17 protein-coding genes and 1 riboswitch are annotated in these 15,329 nt (G+C 71.4%); of the genes, 9 read left to right on the forward strand and 8 right to left on the reverse strand.

The genetic code is table 11. The annotated features are described in order from the left end of the window. Positions 1-28: 28 nt before the first annotated feature. From dxs to ACF1GV_RS11230, 4 genes are all read left to right on the forward strand, one after another. Positions 29-1,930, forward strand: coding sequence for a 1-deoxy-D-xylulose-5-phosphate synthase (gene dxs, locus ACF1GV_RS11215; protein WP_391678859.1), 1,902 nt, complete (start codon positions 29-31; stop codon positions 1,928-1,930). Then, the gene (locus tag ACF1GV_RS11220) at positions 1,927-3,312 is read left to right on the forward strand and encodes an aspartate aminotransferase family protein (RefSeq protein WP_391678857.1); all 1,386 of its coding nucleotides are present in this window, start codon (positions 1,927-1,929) and stop codon (positions 3,310-3,312) included. The genes dxs and ACF1GV_RS11220 overlap by 4 nt, the downstream gene beginning before the upstream one ends. Before the next feature lie 113 nt (positions 3,313-3,425). After that, positions 3,426-4,046 (forward strand): helix-turn-helix domain-containing protein, encoded by a 621-nt coding sequence (locus tag ACF1GV_RS11225; RefSeq protein WP_391678855.1) that lies wholly within the window; start codon positions 3,426-3,428, stop codon positions 4,044-4,046. Further along, complete coding sequence (locus tag ACF1GV_RS11230; RefSeq protein ID WP_391678852.1) at positions 4,043-4,165, forward strand: DUF6126 family protein; 123 nt, start codon at positions 4,043-4,045, stop codon at positions 4,163-4,165. The genes ACF1GV_RS11225 and ACF1GV_RS11230 overlap by 4 nt, the downstream gene beginning before the upstream one ends. Before the next feature lie 52 nt (positions 4,166-4,217). Here the strand turns inward: ACF1GV_RS11230 and ACF1GV_RS11235 are convergent, their stop codons facing one another. Then, a complete protein-coding gene (locus tag ACF1GV_RS11235; protein WP_391678849.1) occupies positions 4,218-5,015 on the reverse strand; it encodes a tyrosine-protein phosphatase in 798 nt (265 codons plus the stop codon). Positions 5,016-5,480: 465 nt separating this feature from the next. Next, positions 5,481-5,634, forward strand: a riboswitch (cyclic di-AMP (ydaO/yuaA leader). Between the two features lie 5 nt (positions 5,635-5,639). Between ACF1GV_RS11235 and ACF1GV_RS11240 the strand changes: the two genes are divergently transcribed. Next, positions 5,640-6,533 (forward strand): peptidoglycan DD-metalloendopeptidase family protein, encoded by an 894-nt coding sequence (locus ACF1GV_RS11240; protein WP_391678846.1) that lies wholly within the window; start codon positions 5,640-5,642, stop codon positions 6,531-6,533. A 267-nt stretch (positions 6,534-6,800) separates the two neighbouring features. Continuing rightward, entirely contained in the window at positions 6,801-7,586 is a 786-nt protein-coding gene (locus ACF1GV_RS11245) for an SGNH/GDSL hydrolase family protein (protein WP_391679607.1), read from the forward strand. A 49-nt stretch (positions 7,587-7,635) separates the two neighbouring features. Here ACF1GV_RS11245 and ACF1GV_RS11250 read toward each other — a convergent pair whose 3' ends face one another. The 3 genes from ACF1GV_RS11250 to ACF1GV_RS11260 all read right to left on the reverse strand — a co-directional run bounded on the left by ACF1GV_RS11250 (position 7,636) and on the right by ACF1GV_RS11260 (position 10,477). Continuing rightward, entirely contained in the window at positions 7,636-9,162 is a 1,527-nt protein-coding gene (locus ACF1GV_RS11250) for an immunity 49 family protein (protein WP_391678845.1), read from the reverse strand. A gap of 89 nt (positions 9,163-9,251) precedes the next feature. Continuing rightward, on the reverse strand, positions 9,252-9,872 hold the full coding sequence (locus ACF1GV_RS11255) for a TetR/AcrR family transcriptional regulator (RefSeq protein WP_391678844.1): 621 nt from the start codon (positions 9,870-9,872) through the stop codon (positions 9,252-9,254). Between the two features lie 122 nt (positions 9,873-9,994). Then, positions 9,995-10,477, reverse strand: a complete 483-nt coding sequence (locus ACF1GV_RS11260; protein WP_391678841.1) for a MarR family winged helix-turn-helix transcriptional regulator — start codon at positions 10,475-10,477, stop codon at positions 9,995-9,997. 162 nt (positions 10,478-10,639) lie between these two features. Here ACF1GV_RS11260 and ACF1GV_RS11265 point away from each other — a divergent pair, with 162 nt between their 5' ends. Continuing rightward, the gene (locus tag ACF1GV_RS11265; protein ID WP_391678838.1) at positions 10,640-11,788 is read left to right on the forward strand and encodes a PP2C family protein-serine/threonine phosphatase; all 1,149 of its coding nucleotides are present in this window, start codon (positions 10,640-10,642) and stop codon (positions 11,786-11,788) included. Positions 11,789-12,059: 271 nt separating this feature from the next. Here the strand turns inward: ACF1GV_RS11265 and ACF1GV_RS11270 are convergent, their stop codons facing one another. From ACF1GV_RS11270 to ACF1GV_RS11285, 4 genes are all read right to left on the reverse strand, one after another. Next, the gene (locus ACF1GV_RS11270) at positions 12,060-12,557 is read right to left on the reverse strand and encodes a MarR family winged helix-turn-helix transcriptional regulator (RefSeq protein ID WP_391678835.1); all 498 of its coding nucleotides are present in this window, start codon (positions 12,555-12,557) and stop codon (positions 12,060-12,062) included. Positions 12,558-12,731: 174 nt separating this feature from the next. Next, positions 12,732-13,163: a PRC-barrel domain-containing protein gene (locus tag ACF1GV_RS11275; RefSeq protein WP_391678833.1), complete on the reverse strand. Its 432-nt coding sequence runs from the start codon at positions 13,161-13,163 to the stop codon at positions 12,732-12,734. Beyond that, positions 13,160-13,771 carry a PRC-barrel domain-containing protein gene (locus ACF1GV_RS11280; RefSeq protein WP_391678831.1) on the reverse strand — a complete coding sequence of 204 codons (612 nt, stop codon included), beginning with the start codon at positions 13,769-13,771 and terminating at the stop codon, positions 13,160-13,162. The genes ACF1GV_RS11275 and ACF1GV_RS11280 overlap by 4 nt, the downstream gene beginning before the upstream one ends. Next, positions 13,768-13,914: a hypothetical protein gene (locus ACF1GV_RS11285; RefSeq protein ID WP_391678830.1), complete on the reverse strand. Its 147-nt coding sequence runs from the start codon at positions 13,912-13,914 to the stop codon at positions 13,768-13,770. The genes ACF1GV_RS11280 and ACF1GV_RS11285 overlap by 4 nt, the downstream gene beginning before the upstream one ends. Positions 13,915-14,172: 258 nt before the next feature. Between ACF1GV_RS11285 and ACF1GV_RS11290 the strand changes: the two genes are divergently transcribed. Both ACF1GV_RS11290 and ACF1GV_RS11295 read left to right on the forward strand, forming a co-directional pair. Next, a complete protein-coding gene (locus ACF1GV_RS11290; protein ID WP_363264057.1) occupies positions 14,173-14,349 on the forward strand; it encodes a hypothetical protein in 177 nt (58 codons plus the stop codon). Positions 14,350-14,401: 52 nt separating this feature from the next. Continuing rightward, on the forward strand, positions 14,402-15,301 hold the full coding sequence (locus tag ACF1GV_RS11295; protein WP_391678829.1) for a YihY/virulence factor BrkB family protein: 900 nt from the start codon (positions 14,402-14,404) through the stop codon (positions 15,299-15,301). Positions 15,302-15,329: the final 28 nt, after the last annotated feature.

A 15,329-nucleotide genomic window follows, 5' to 3' on the forward strand; every position in this document is an offset into this window, starting at 1 on the left:
ACGGCACGGACCGAGAGGGGGCCCGAGCGTGACGATCCTGGAGGACATCCGGCAACCACGCGACCTGAAGGCGCTGTCGGAGGCGCAACTGAGCGAACTGTCGGACGACATACGCGAGTTCCTGGTGCAGGCGGTCACCCGGACCGGCGGACACCTCGGGCCCAACCTGGGCGTGGTGGAGCTGACGATCGCCCTGCACCGGGTCTTCGAGTCGCCGGCCGACCGCATCCTGTGGGACACCGGCCACCAGTCCTACGTGCACAAGCTGCTGACGGGACGTCAGGACTTCTCCAAGCTCCGCGGCAAGGGCGGCCTGTCCGGCTACCCCTCGCGCGAGGAGTCCGAGCACGACGTCATCGAGAACAGCCACGCCTCCACCGCGCTCGGCTGGGCCGACGGACTCGCCAAGGCCCGCCAGGTGCAGGGGGAGAAGGGCCACGTCGTCGCGGTGATCGGGGACGGCGCGCTGACCGGTGGCATGGCCTGGGAGGCACTGAACAACATCGCGGCGGCCAGGGACCGGCCGCTCATCATCGTCGTCAACGACAACGAACGCTCCTACGCCCCCACCATAGGCGGCCTCGCCAACCACCTGGCGACGCTGCGCACCACCGACTCCTACGAGAAGGTCCTCGCCTGGGGCAAGGCCGCGCTGCTGCGCACACCCGTCGTGGGCAACACGGTCTACGAGTCCCTGCACGGCGCGAAGAAGGGCTTCAAGGACGCCTTCGCACCGCAGGGCATGTTCGAGGACCTGGGCCTGAAGTACGTCGGCCCGATCGACGGGCACGACATCCGGGCCGTCGAGTCGGCGCTGCGGCGCGCCAAGCGGTTCCACGGCCCGGTGCTGGTGCACTGCCTCACGGTCAAGGGGCGCGGTTACGAACCCGCCCTGCGCAACGAGGAGGACCACTTCCACACCGTCGGCGTCATCGACCCGCTCACCTGCGCGCCGCTCGTGCCGGCCGACGGGCCGTCGTGGACGTCGGTGTTCGGCGACGAGATCGTGCGGATCGGCGAGGAGCGGGACGACGTCGTCGCGATCACGGCGGCCATGCTGCACCCGGTGGGCCTCGGCGAGTTCGCCGCCCGCTTCCCGGACCGCGTGTGGGACGTCGGCATCGCCGAACAGCACGCGGCCGTCTCCGCGGCCGGCCTGGCCACCGGCGGACTGCACCCGGTCGTCGCGGTCTACGCCACCTTCCTCAACCGCGCCTTCGACCAGCTGCTGATGGACGTCGCCCTGCACCGCTGCGGGGTCACCTTCGTCCTCGACCGGGCCGGCGTCACCGGGGTCGACGGGCCCTCCCACAACGGCATGTGGGACATGTCCGTCCTCCAGGTCGTGCCCGGCCTCAGGATCGCCGCGCCGCGCGACGCCGACCAGCTGCGCGCCCAGCTGCGCGAGGCCGTCGCCGTGGACGACGCTCCGACCCTGGTCCGCTTCCCGAAGGAGTCCGTCGGCGCGTCGATCCCGGCGATCGACCGCGTGGGCGGCCTCGACGTGCTGCACCGCTCGGCCGGGAGCCCGCAGGTCCTCCTGGTCGCGGTCGGCGTGATGGCGCCCGTGTGTCTGCAGGCCGCCGAGCTGCTGGCGGCCCGGGGCATCGGCTGCACGGTCGTCGACCCGCGCTGGGTCAAGCCCGTCGACGCGGCGCTGCCGGGCCTCGCGGCCGAACACCGGCTGGTTGCCGTCGTCGAGGACAACAGCCGCGCGGCGGGCGTCGGCAGCGCGGTGGCCCTCGCCCTCGGCGACGCCGACGTGGATGTGCCGGTACGGCGCTTCGGCATCCCGGAGCAGTTTCTCGCCCACGCCAAGCGCGGTGAGGTGCTGGCCGACATCGGCCTCACCCCCGTCGAGGTGGCCGGCCGGATCAGCGCGAGTCTGGCCGTGAGGGACCTGGACGGCCCAGTCAAGGAGAGTGAATGACCACCGAGTTCGACCTCGGCGCCCTGCTCGCCGAGCGTGGAGCCGAACGCTACGAGCTGCACGCGCGGTACCTCAACCCGCAGCTTCCGCGCATGCTGCGCACCATCGGCTTCGACAAGGTCTACGAGCGCGCCGAGGGCGCCCACTTCTTCGACGCCGAGGGCAACGACTACCTCGACATGCTCGCCGGGTTCGGGGTGATGGGCCTCGGCCGCCACCACCCCGTCGTCCGCAAGGCGCTGCACGACGTGCTCGACCTCGGCCTCGCCGACCTCACCCGTTTCGACTGCCAGCCGCTGCCCGGCCTGCTCGCCGAACGGCTGCTCGCGCACAGCCCGCATCTGGACCGGGTGTTCTTCGGCAACAGCGGCACCGAGGCCGTCGAGACGGCCCTGAAGTTCGCCCGGTACGCCACCGGCAAGCCGCGCGTCCTGTACTGCGACCACGCCTTCCACGGGCTGACCACCGGCTCGCTGTCGGTCAACGGCGAGTCCGGCTTCCGGGACGGCTTCGCCCCGCTGCTGCCCGACACGGCTGTCCCCCTCGGCGACCTCGACGCGCTCGCGCGGGAGCTGCGCAAGGGCGACGTCGCCGCCCTGATCGTCGAGCCGATCCAGGGCAAGGGCGTGCACGAGGCCCCGCCCGGCTATCTGCGCGCCGCGCAGGAGCTGCTGCGCCGCCACAAGGCGCTGCTCATCGCCGACGAGGTGCAGACCGGCCTCGGCCGCACCGGCGACTTCTACGCCTACCAGCACGAGGACGGCGTCGAACCCGACCTGGTCTGCGTCGCCAAGGCCCTCTCCGGCGGCTATGTGCCGGTGGGCGCCACCCTGGGCAGGGAGTGGATCTTCAAGAAGGTCTACTCGTCCATGGACCGCGTCCTGGTCCACTCGGCGAGCTTCGGCTCCAATGCCCAGGCGATGGCATGCGGCCTCGCCGTACTGTCGGTCATGGAGCAGGAGCAGATCGTCGCCGGGGTGCGCAGGACCGGCGAGCTGCTGAGGTCCCGGCTCGCCGCGCTGACCGAGAAGTACGAACTGCTCGCCGACGTCCGCGGCCGAGGCCTGATGATCGGCATCGAGTTCGGCCGGCCCGCCTCGCTGAAGCTGCGCAGCCGCTGGACCATGCTCCAGGCCGCCCGTAAGGGCCTGTTCGCACAGATGGTGGTCGTGCCGCTGCTCCAGCGGCATCGGATCCTCACCCAGGTCTCCGGCGACCACCTCGAAGTGATCAAGCTGATCCCGCCGCTGATCATCGACGAGGCGGACGTGGACCGCTTCGTCGACGCCTTCACCGCCGTGATGGACGACGCGCACAGCGGCAACGGGCTGATGTGGGACTTCGGCAAGACGCTGATCAAGCAGGCCGTGACGAACCGGTAGCGGCACACGGCGGGCCGGGCCGGGCCGGGTGGGTGAGCCGCGCGGGCAGTGGCAGACTTTGCCTCTGAGGCAACAAATTTGCCACAGAGGCAAGCCTGCGGCTGAATGGGGACATGAGTTCCTCCGAGTCCCCTGCGGAACCGGCCGGCGGCCTGCCCGCGGTGGCCCCGCAGCTGCGGTCCCTGCGCCGCCGCGCCGGCCTCACCCTGGAGGCCGCCGCCCGCGCCGCCGGACTCTCCCCGGCCCATCTGTCCCGCCTGGAGACCGGGCAGCGCCAGCCCTCGCTGCCGATGCTGCTCGCGCTGGCCCGTATCTACGGTACGACCGTCTCGGAGCTGCTCGGCGAGAGCGTCGCCGAGCGGGACGCCGTGGTGCGCGGCTCCGACATGGAGCCGACGGCGGCCGGCGGCTGGACGTACCGGCAGGCCGGCGCGCCGGGCCGCGGTATGCAGGCCCTGCGGGTGCAGGTGCCCTATGGCGCGCAGGGTGACATCGTGCGCGTACACCCCGGCGAGGAGTGGCTGTACGTCCTGACCGGACGGCTCAGGCTGCGCCTGGGGGACACCACCCACCGGCTCGGCCCGGGGGACAGCGCGCACTTCGACTCCATGACCCCGCACCGGATCGCCGCCGACGACCCCGCCGGTCTGGAGCTGCTGTTCGTCCACACCCTGCTGCAGAGCCCCACGGCCACGCTGTGCCTGGGGCCCGCCCACCCTGGAGAGGCGCGATGAGCAACGTCGAGGAGAAGTTCCCCCGGACCCTGTGGATCCGGCTCATCATCTACATCGCCGTCGGCCATGTCCTGGCCGGCTTCGTCTGGCTGCTGTTCGAGCTGGGCGCCCGGCAGTAGGCCCCTCGGCGGGCACGGCGGGCACGGCCGGCCGCGCGGTCGCTTCCGCAGCTCAGTCGAGCAGGCGTGCCCGCAGCCGCTCCCGGGTCTCGGGGGTGAGCCGCAGTCCCTGCTCCAGGTAGGCGTCGACGCCGCCCCAGGTCTCCTCGATGGTCTCCAGCGCCGCAGTGAGGTACTCGGCGCGCGCGTCGAAGAGCGGGCTGAGCAGCTCCATCACCTCGGGCGTGTAGGCCGACTCGGCCGAGCCGCTGCGGCGCACCTTGTAGCGGCGGTGCTTCTCGTTGGACTTCAGGTAGTCCTCGACGATGGCGTCCTTCTCCACGCCCAGGGCGAGCAGGGTGACCGCTATCGACAGGCCCGCGCGGTCCTTGCCCGCGGCGCAGTGCATCAGGGCCGGGACGTTGTCCTCGGCGAGCGCGTGCAGCACCCGGGAGTGCTCGGCGGTGCGCTCCTTGATGATCGTGCGGTAGGAGGCGATCATCCGGTTCGCTCCCTTGCCGTCGGCGAGGATGCCGCGCAGCTGCTCGAGATCGCCGTCGCGCACCATCTTCCAGAACTCGGCGCCGTCCGCCGGGTCCGACAGCGGCAGATTGACGTTGCGCACGCCCGGCAGCTCGACGTCCGGCCCCTCCAGCGTCTGGTCGGCCGCGTTGCGGAAGTCGAAGATCGTGTGCAGCCCCAGGGTGGCGAGGTACGCCGCGTCCTCGGGCGTCGCGTGAGCGAGGTGGCCGCTGCGGAACAGCACGCCGTGCCGCACCCGCCGACCGTCGATCGTGGGAAGTCCGCCCACGTCTCGGAAGTTGCGCACTCCGGCCAGCTCGGGTTCGGTCGACGGCACCTGCTGCGTCACGAAGGGCTCCTCCCGCTCGTACCCGCCGACGCGGCTCGAATGGCCGACGGGCTGCCCTTCGACGATACGACATGGATTCCCGGGGCAACCGGTTGCACCGGCCTCCCGACCGAGGTGTACGAATGGGCTGGTAATCCCTCGGCGTCACATCTGGGCTTTCTGCCCGAATTGGCCTCTTGTTCCCAACTCGCGTGGAAATAGGGGTCACTGGAAGGTGAGCGCGTGAGGAGCGTCATAACCGTGACCGTCCGTCGTACGTCATGTCCACGTAATGGCGGTGGATTTGCTGGTGAATTGACGAGCTGACAGCAGATCGAATTCACGCAGTGTGACGGCGGATTCCCTCATTGGATCACGATAAACGCCCGTTCACGCAACCTCCTGCTTGTCCCTGTGCGTCCTGCTCGCTTACGTTCCCACCGAATCCGGACGGACGCCGAATCCTGCCGCCGTCCGGCGCACCGCACCCACCCACCCGACGCACGGCAGGAGCGGGGGACCCACAGGTACGACCGCCTGTTCCGGTTCCCGGAACGGCTATGGGGTGAAGCCGCACCCAGCGGCCGGGCATCTCCAGCCCGAACCCGACAGCTCACCTCGCAGGCGCCGGAGAGGAAAAGCGCCATGCCCGCAAAGGGTAAGCACCGTCGTCCGAAGACCCAGCGTCTCGCCCGCACTCTCGCCGTCGTCGGCACCGGTGGCGCCGCGCTCGCGCTGCCGCTCATGGGCGCCGCCGGAGCGCACGCCGCCACGCCGCAGAGCGCCGCCCAGTCGGTGTCCGCCAAGGCCGTCCAGAGCCTGCCGTCCGCCGAGAAGAAGGCGACGCGGTCCGGGGTGCGCCTCTACACCGTCAAGTCCGGCGACTACCTGTCGAAGATCGCCGACGAGCAGCATGTCGCCGGCGGCTGGAAGAAGCTGTACGAGGACAACCGTGAGGTCGTCGGCAGCGACCCGTCGCTCATCCACCCCGGTCTGAAGCTGACCCTCGGCAAGAAGGCCGCCGTGGCGCACAAGGCCGCCCCGTCGCACAAGAGCGAGGCGCCCGCGCACAAGTCCGCCGCCAAGCCCGCGAAGGCCGCCGAGCCCGCCCGGTCGACGAGCACCGCCGCCGGCTTCACCCTCCCGGTCAGCGGCGCCACCATCGGCACCGCCTACCACACCGCCGGCAGCATGTGGGCCAGCGGCTACCACACCGGCGTCGACTTCGTCGTCCCGACCGGCACCACCGTCAAGGCCGTCGGCGCGGGCACCGTCGTCTCCGCCGGCTGGGGCGGCGCCTACGGCAACCAGGTCGTCATCAAGCTGAACGACGGCTACTACGCCCAGTACGCCCACCTGTCCCAGCTCTCCGTCTCGGCCGGCCAGACCGTGACCGCGGGCCAGCAGCTCGGCCTGTCCGGCGCGACCGGCAACGTGACCGGCCCGCACCTGCACTTCGAGATCCGCACCACGCCGGACTACGGCTCCGACGTGGACCCGGTCGCCTACCTGCGCGCCCACGGCGTCACCGTCGGCTGACCCCGCGCCGCCCCGGCGGCCACCCGTCTGACACGCCACCAAGGCCGGACCCCGATCCACGGGCGTCCGGCCTTCGGTGTGTCCGGCCCCTCGATGTGTCCGGACCGGCCGGGGTTTTCCGGCCGGAGCGCTTATTCCCGACACGGCCGGACATGTGGAGTGGCTTATCTCACCGCCCGTCAACCCTTGCCTACGGTCGCGTAAGTCACATTCGAGGGTGAATCATGGACTGCTGTGGCAGACGATTCGAAGAGTGACAGCAGAGCAGTGATCGGGTCGTACGTGGCGGTGGGGGACAGCTTCACCGAGGGCGTCGGTGATCCCGGCCCCGACGGGCAGTTCGTGGGCTGGGCCGACCGTTTCGCCGTACTCCTCGCCGACCGGCGACCCGAAGGCGACTTCACCTACACGAACCTCGCAGTACGCGGCAGACTCCTCGACCAGATCGTGGACGAGCAGGTCCCGCGGGCCGTCGAACTCGCCCCCGACCTCGTGTCGTTCTGCGCCGGCGGCAACGACATCATCCGGCCCGGCACCGACCCCGACGAGGTCGCCGAGCGGTTCGAGAGGGCGGTCGCGCAGCTCGCCGCGGCGGCCGGCACGGTCATGGTGACGACCGGCTTCGACACCCGGGGCGTCCCGCTGCTCAAGCATCTGCGCGGCAAGATCGCCACGTACAACGGGCACGTCCGGGCCATCGCCGACCGCTACGGCTGCCCGGTACTCGACCTGTGGTCGCTGAAGTCCGTTCAGGACCGCCGCGCCTGGGACGACGACCGGCTGCACCTGTCGCCCGAGGGGCACACGCGCGTGGCGCTGCGGGCCGGCCAGGCGCTCGGCCTGAGGATCCCGGCCGACCCCGAGCAGCCCTGGCCGCCGCTGCCGCCGCGCGGCACGCTCGAGGTCCGGCGCGACGACGTGCACTGGGCGCGCGAGTACCTGGTGCCGTGGATCGGCCGGCGGCTGCGCGGCGAGTCCTCCGGCGACCATGTGACCGCCAAGGGCACCCTGTCACCGGACGACATCAAGATGCGGATCGCTGCGGTCGCCTGAACCGCGCGGCGAGGGGCGGGCCGCGGCGGCACCGCCCCTCGGCCCGCCGTCAGGTCGGGAACTCCCCGTACCAGCTCCCCTGCACGAGGTGGGTCGGCAGATACGGCGACGACGTGTCCACCGGGAAGCCCGCGTCGTACGCCAGTGAGGCCAGCGCCAGCGGGCCGAGGGCGACCAGCGCGCGCGGGTCGCAGGAGCCCTCCCAGTAGCGGCCGTGGTGCGCGAGCGCCTCGGCCAGGGCGGCCGCGAACTTCTCCTGATCGCGGGCGATGAACCGGTGGAACAGCGCGATCGGCTGGTAGTCGACCAGGTTCAGGAGATCGCCCGGCGTGCGGGTCGCCACCTGCGGGTCGGACGTCTGGATCGTGGTGACCAGCCGGTCGGCGACCTCGTCCATGGGGCGCCGCAGCACGAAGGCCTGCAGCGTGCCGATCCAGTGGAAGAGGTAGTCGTCCGCCTCACCGGCCCGGCGCAGCCGCTCCACCGGCACCTGGCTCAGCCTCGTCAGCCGCTCGCCCTCCCGGCACACCAGCGCCAGCCAGAACGCCTCCAGCCAGGCCCGGCCGTCGCCCTGCGGAGCGTCCGGCGTTGCGAACAGCGCGGAGCCCTCCTGCATGGCACGCACCCACGCCTCCCAGCTCTCGAGCTTCACCGCGGAGGGATCGTCGGCGGCCTGGGCGTGCGCGTGCGCGAGCGCCGTGGCGAAGGGGGACGAGCCCTGGCCACCGCGCAGCCGTTTCATCAGCTCCAGCAACTCCTGCGGGGCCCGCACGGACAGCGAGCGCGTCTCCTCGTCGATGTGGGTGAGACACACCAGCCGTCCCCGGTGCCACCAGTACAGACGCGGGGTAAGCGAGCCCGGTCCGTCCTGGCAGGCGCCCAGCGCGTAGGAGCCGAGGTCGTTGACCGCGTCCACGACCGTGCTGTCCACGATCGGATGGAACGCCAGCAGATGCCGCGTCGGCACGGCCACCAGCGCGCCGGCTTCCGGCAGGTCCCGGCCGGTCACCTCCCGGACCAGTTCCGGCAGGGCCAGCGCCCTGCTCGCGACGAAGTGCGAGTCGCCGTACACCGAGTGCAGCACCGCCCCCGTCCCGGTGCGCACCTCCTCGTGCCGCACGGGCTCGGCGAGCAGGTTGGCCCGGCCCGCCGCCCACAGCCGCTCGGCGTCCACCCGGGCCACGTCGCCGTCGTGCAGGATGCGCACCGAGTCGGGAGTGTCCAGGGCGAGGGCCGCGAGCAGGCCGTCGGCGACCGGGCGTACGTAGCGGAAACTGCCCGCCGCCTCCTCGGGGAACGCGTCGTCGGGCAGCAGCCGCAGCCGCGTCCCGCGCAGCAGCTCTTCGGCGCCCTCGTCGCCCCGCGAGGCGTTCTCCAGGCGCGCGAAGTGCTGCCGGACCAACTCCGGCCACTGTTCCTCGGGTATGTCACGGCAGCGCTGGGCCAGCGTGGTCAGCGGGCTGCGGCGCCCGTTGTGCAGGACGTCCGTGCCGGTGACGACGACGTCGTCGTGCCCGGCGCCGAGGTGGTCGACGGCGAGGGAGCGCAGCCGCGCGGCCTGTGGTTCCGTCAGCATGGGCAAATGGGGATCGGGTGCGTGCAGTCGGTTCACCCCGGGACTCTACGAGGCCGCTGCGCACCGCCCCACGGCAGGGTTGGTGTCACTCACCTCCCCGGCGCGGTCAACTCCTGGCGGCTCAGTCCGAGTTCCCGGGCCAGCGCCTCATCGACCCACTCCTGCGCCCGGATGCGCGAGACCGTGCCGCCGTACGCGGTCAGCTGTACCGCCAGCCCGTCCAGCAGAGCGGTCAGCCGCAGCGCGGAGGCGGCCGGATCGGGGCAGGTGAACTCGCCCGCGGCCACTCCCTCCTCGACGACTTCGGCGAGCGCCGCCTTCCACCGCCGGTCCAGGTCGCGGCCCACCGCGCGCAGCGGCGGCTCGCGCAGGGCCGCCGACCAGCCCTCGATCCACAGCCGCCAGCCCTTGGCCTGCCCCGTCGGCGCGTACCAGCGCACCGCCGCCCGCAGCCGGCGCAGCGCGGTGGTACGGCGGCCGAGCAGTTCCCGCAGCCGCGCGAGGTCGGCCTCGGCGGCGTACGCGAAGGCCGCCGCGACCAGCTTCTCCTTGGTGGAGAAGTGGTACAGCACCAGCGCGTTGCTCACCCCGAGAGCCTGGGCGACGTCGGCGATCCGCACCGCCGCAACGCCCCGCTCCTCGATCTGCTCCACGGTGGCCCGCAGGATCTCCTCCCGCCGCTCCGCCACGCTCAACCGCACTCTCGCCACGGCTGTTCACCCTAGTGCAGCGCTCGGGGCCGGACACCTCGAATGCCCGGCCCCGCGCCGCGGTCCTGGGACCCGCGCCGTCGGCGAGCAACTGGGCGACTTCCCGTGTCGCGCCGCTCGTCTCAGGCGGACCGGCTGTCGGCGCCGGGCTCGTGGCGCTTCTGGGTCGAAGCGGCGTCGCAGAAGGCCTCCAGCCCTTCCAGAAGGGCTGCGCGCTTCGCCGGGGGCATCACGTTCAGTACCGACTGCAGCTCCTGTTGTCTCCGCTCGCGCAGGTCGGCGAGGAAGGAGCGGCCGTGGCCGCTCAGGTGCAGGCGCACCTCGCGCCGGTCGGTCGGGCTGACGTCGCGGTCGATGAAGCCGGCCGCCTGCAGCCGGTCGCAGAGCCGGCTGGTCGACGGAGGCGTGGAGGCCAGGCAGTCGGCGAGGGTGCGCAGATTGATGCCGTCCTGGTGCTCGAGGACGAGCAGCACACGCAGCTGGGACGCGGAGGCGGGCGCCGTGGAGGCCCGGCCCCAGACGACTTCCAGCAGCTCCGCGGCCGTGGAGGTCACCCGCGCGACCTCGTCGGGCTGCGGGCGGGCGCGGAAGGAAGTCACGGTCACACTCTCGTAGACGCGCTGGGACGGCTGCCAGCGTACTAGGCGAGTGGGCCGGCTACTGATGTCTCGGCAACCGGGTACACGCATCCAACGACCGAAGTCCCCGAGTGATGTCCGGTGGCACACCGGCGAAGGATTGGTGTTTTTCCCATCGTGAAGAGATTCGTGGTCGCTGAACGCGCACTCCGTACCGCGGCTCCGCACGAGCTGCTCGACGCCGTCCGTCGTGTACTGCTGGAGCAGTATGCGGCGGAGTCCGTCGAGCTGTTCCTGGCCGACTACAGCCTCACCCTGCTGCAACCGGTGTCGGTGCTGCCGCACACCCTGGAGCCGGTATCGGTGCACAGCGGCCCGGCAGGCCGGGCGTTCGGAGCCCAGCAGCCCGTCGTGGAGACTCTCGGCGAGGGCCGGGCCCGGGTCCACCTGCCCGTCACCGTGCGTGGTGACCGGCTCGGCGTGCTGTCGGTCACCGTACCGGGCGGCGGGCGCGTCGAGGAATGCCTCGCGGAACTCGCCGAGATCGCCGAGGTTCTGGGACACGAGGTGATCGTGGCCGAGCGGGACACCGACCTGTACATGCAGGCACGCCGCAAGGACCGGCTCACCCTGGCCGCCGAGATGCAGTGGCAGCTGCTGCCCGGACGCTCCTGCGCGCGCCCGGAGTACGAACTGGGCGCTCAACTGGAGCCCGCCTACGCCATCTTCGGCGACAACTTCGACTGGTCCCTGACCGCTGACCACCTCATGCTCTACGTCACCAACGGCATGGGGGAGGGCATAGAGGCCTCCCTGCTGACCAACCTGGCCATCAACGCGCTGCGCAACGCACGGCGGGCCGGCCTCTCCATCGCCGACCAGGCGGCCCTCGCCGATCAGGCGGTCTACGCGCACTACCGGGGCCGCTGCTACGTGTCGGTGCTGATGCTCGACTTCGAACTCGCCACCGGCCGTGCCCGGGTCGTGGACGCCGGCTCCCCACGGCTGCTGCGGCTGCGCGGCGGCGTGGTGGAGCCGGTGCGCTTCGAGGAGCAGCTCCCGCTCGGCATGTTCGAGGAGACCGACTACGTCGCCCAGGAGTTCCAGGTCGAGCCCGGTGATCGTCTGATCTTCGTCAGCGACGGGGTGTACGCCGTCGCCTCCCCCGAGGGGGAGCCCTACGGCGACACCGCGCTGACCCGGGCGATCCAGGCCACCCGGCTGCTGCCCGCTGCCGAGGTGCCGCGGGCCGTCCTGCGGGAGCTGACCGGCCACCGCGGCCGGCCCGTCCCCGACGACGACGCCCTGGTGGTCTGCCTCGACTGGCGCGGGCGCTGACCGGCGGCACCCAGGTCGCGTATCCCGGCCAGGGAGTCCGTGGTGGCCTCCCTGGCCGCAGCGGCGGCCTCCGGCCGGCTTCAGCACGCGGCCGGCACGCCCGGCGCCAGACTTCGGACATGCCTGCACCCTTTGCGGTCCACCCGCGAGGCAGCAGCCGCTGCGGGACAGCTCGGCGAGGCTCCCGATGCCGCGATGGTGTGCCTCGACCGGACCGGCCGTGCCGCGGCGAACGCCGTGCGGGCCCCGCACGGCCGGGTGAGCACGCCCGTCATCGCTGCGCGGGCGGCGGCGCACCTGTTTCGCGCGCGGCCAGGTAGGCGCGCAGGCCACGGCTCAAGGCCGAACGTTCCTCGGGGGCCATCGATGCCAGAGCGGCGCCCAGGGCCTGCGCCCGCCGGGCCGCCACGTCCTTCAGCACCCGGTTCCCGTGCCCGGTGAGCCTCAACTGGACCTCCCGCCGCTTGTGCGGATGGGGCGAACGCTGGAGGAGGCCGGCCGCCTCCAACCGGTCGCACAGCCGACTCGCCGTGGGCGGGCCTATCCCCAGCTGCTCGGCAAGGGCCGTCAGGTTCACGTCCGGAGCCGCCTCCAAGGCGCGCAACGCCCTCAGCTGATGCAGGGACAAGCGCAAGGCGGCCTCCTGGGCAGCCACCGACCAGAGGCTGGTGAGACTGTCCACGGCATCGGCGATCTCCACCGCGACAGCCTCGACGCCATCGCGCGATCCCCTCGTTTCGTCGCCTCCGGGGCTGCCGAGACGGGTCACCGGCACATCACTTCCGTAGGTTTCAGGACTGGGCACGCATCCCCATCAAAATGCAGTACCCGAAGAGGCAAGAGGCAAGCGGTACTACCGTCTGCCTCTTCACTCGTCCCACGGATCAGATGATGATCCGGCAGCCGAGGGTCACGGCCCCGCAGGCACGGTTCCGTCCTGGGATCACCGGTCGACCGCCCGCACCACCACGGCGTAGGGGCCCACGCCGATCAGCCGCTCACCAGGGATGTCGCCCAGAGCGGTGAAAAGGGTGAGCACACGTCCGGAGTCCGGGTCGAACGCCACATCCTTGACCGTCCCGTGCTCGGTGCCCTGGTCCGTCAACACCCGCCGCCCGACGACCTCGTGATGCTCCGGCACATCGGGCGCGGTACGGCCGGCGGCCATCCGGGAGCGCACGATGACGGCATCCGGCCCCACTGCCTCGACCGCGCTCCAGGAGACCGCGTCGGCGTGACGGGAAGTTCCCGCCAGACGCAGGTAGGAGACAGTGGCCGTGGCCGCGTCGATCGACACCGCCTCCACCTTGCCGAGCGATGCGGCCTCGACGGCGGTCAGAACGGGCAGCCCGCGCGTCTGCGAAAAGAGCATCATCCGCGTCCTCCTTCGTCCTCGCCAGGGGAAAGGGTGTCCGAGGCCCCTTGTCGGCTGCGCACGCGGAAGGCCTCGACCTGGGCGGCGAAGTTCGGCAGGTCGTCGGCGAGGAAGTGACGCGCGGACGTGGGAACGACCAGCGCCTGTCCGGATACGGCGAGCGTCTGGCCGCGCGGGATGAACACCTTGCGCTGCCGCCGCTCGAGGGGTGCGTGGGTGGCGATCTCGAACCCCACCACCCGACCGCCGGCCCCACTCGCGACGACGAGGTCGAGCACCGTCCCCACCTCCGTGCCCTGGTCGGTGAGAACCGGCGCGCCCAGCACATCGCCGCGCGCGGCCTCGCCGGGTTCGATGACCGCCCGCTTTTCCACCAGTGCGGCCCTGTCGCGGATCATCACGGCGGACGGCCCGAGGGCATGGACGTCGGTGAACGGCAGACTCTGCCGCAGCGGCCCTGCCAGCAGCCCCCGCCCGCTCAGCGTGAAGCCGGTGATCCGGCCTGCGGGGGCGTCGAAGACGGTGTCCTTGACCTTCGCCAAGGCTTCACCGCCCAACGTCACCACGACCCGCCCGGTCAGTTCGGAGGCCAGCATGAGCGTGCTCACCGGGCACCTCCCCGACGGGGCCGCCGTTCGCGCCGCACCACCAGGACCGTGCCGGAGCGGCGGCGCGCCTGTAGGGCGACGGCTCCCACGGTGAGCAGCAGCACCAGCGCGATGAGGAAGAGCGCCCAGCCCCACCACGTCATTGTCGGCCTCCTTCGCGTCGTCACCTTCGGTAGCGCAAGCTGTTCCGATACCGCCCCGCGCTACTGCGGTTGCCCGCGCCGGGAGACGGCAACCCCACGGATGACACTCGGCTGACACTCGGCGCTCGCACGCCCAACCCGCCGACCGAAACAGCTCAGTTGGCTGCGCGCCGGTATTGCCGTGTGCATGGCCGGAGAGGGGGAATCCGCAACGCACCGGAGTATCCGTTCTCACCCCTGCCGGAAGGAACGAGCATCGTGCTGGCCATCGCCTCGGCGGTTTTGTTCTTCATCGCCTTTTTGATCAATGCGGCTGACATCTCCACCAACGACACCTTCACCTCGACCAACATCATGCTGATCGGTCTCGCCGTGCTGGCCCTGCACCTCGCGGGCGTGGGAAGCGGTTGGTCCGCACGGGGCCGCAGGCGCTGAAGAAGCCCCGGGCAGGGCGTCTGCGAGCGGTCCGCGATGGGAACATCGGGGCATGCGTGACTGTGGCGGCCGGGACGGCCGATGGTGGACGGCGCTTCGCCGGGTACCGGTGGCGGTGTGGGACGACGACGTCACGGACTGGGCCGCCGCACTGACCTACTACGCGGTGCTGGCTCTGTTCCCCGTGCTGCTGGTGATCCTGTCGGTGCTGGGCCTGACCATGCCCACGACGAAGCCGGGAGTCATCGACCGGATGCTCCAGCTCTTCCCGCTGGCCTCCCGTGGGCTGCTGCGCGGTGCTCTGCAGCAGATGGCCGGGCAGTCGTCCGCGACGTGGCTGCTCTTCGCCTTCAGCGTGACGGGAGCGCTGTGGTCGGGCTCCAGCTACCTGAGCGTCTTCCGGCGGGCCCTGCACGCGATGCACCGGGTCGGCGCGCACCGCCCGGTGTGGCGCACCGTTCCACGCGTCATCCTCACCACGGTCGTACTGATCGCCCTGCTCCTCGTCACCACCCTCGCCCTGCTCCTCACCGGAAGCCTGGCCAGGAGTCTGGGCAGGGCCCTGGATCTGGGCAACGTGCCCGAGACCGCCTGGGGCGCGCTGCGGTGGCCCCTCCTGACCGTGGTCGCGGTCGCCCTGGTTCTGGTGCTGTACCGCTCGGGCCCCGCGGCCTCGCGTCCCGTACGGAGGATGGCGCCGGGCGGTGGTCTGGCGGTCGCGCTCCTGCTGGTCGTCTCGCTCGGCTTCACCTTCTACACCAACCACGTGAGCACCTACCACCGCCTCTACGGCTCACTGGCCGGCGTCATCGTCTTCCTCATCTGGCTGTGGCTGTCCAATCTGGCGTTGCTGATGGGCGCTCAGTTCAACGCGGAACTCGCTAAGACCGCCACCGGGGCTCACGCCGGCGTCCCCCGAGGGCGGGAAGAAGACGCTCCGTCCCGCACCTGAGTTTTCCTCGTGTGGACCGGGGTAGTCG

It is taken from the genome of Streptomyces sp. NPDC014006 (genome assembly GCF_043088925.1).
In the GTDB taxonomy this organism is placed as follows: Bacteria; Actinomycetota; Actinomycetes; order Streptomycetales; family Streptomycetaceae; genus Streptomyces.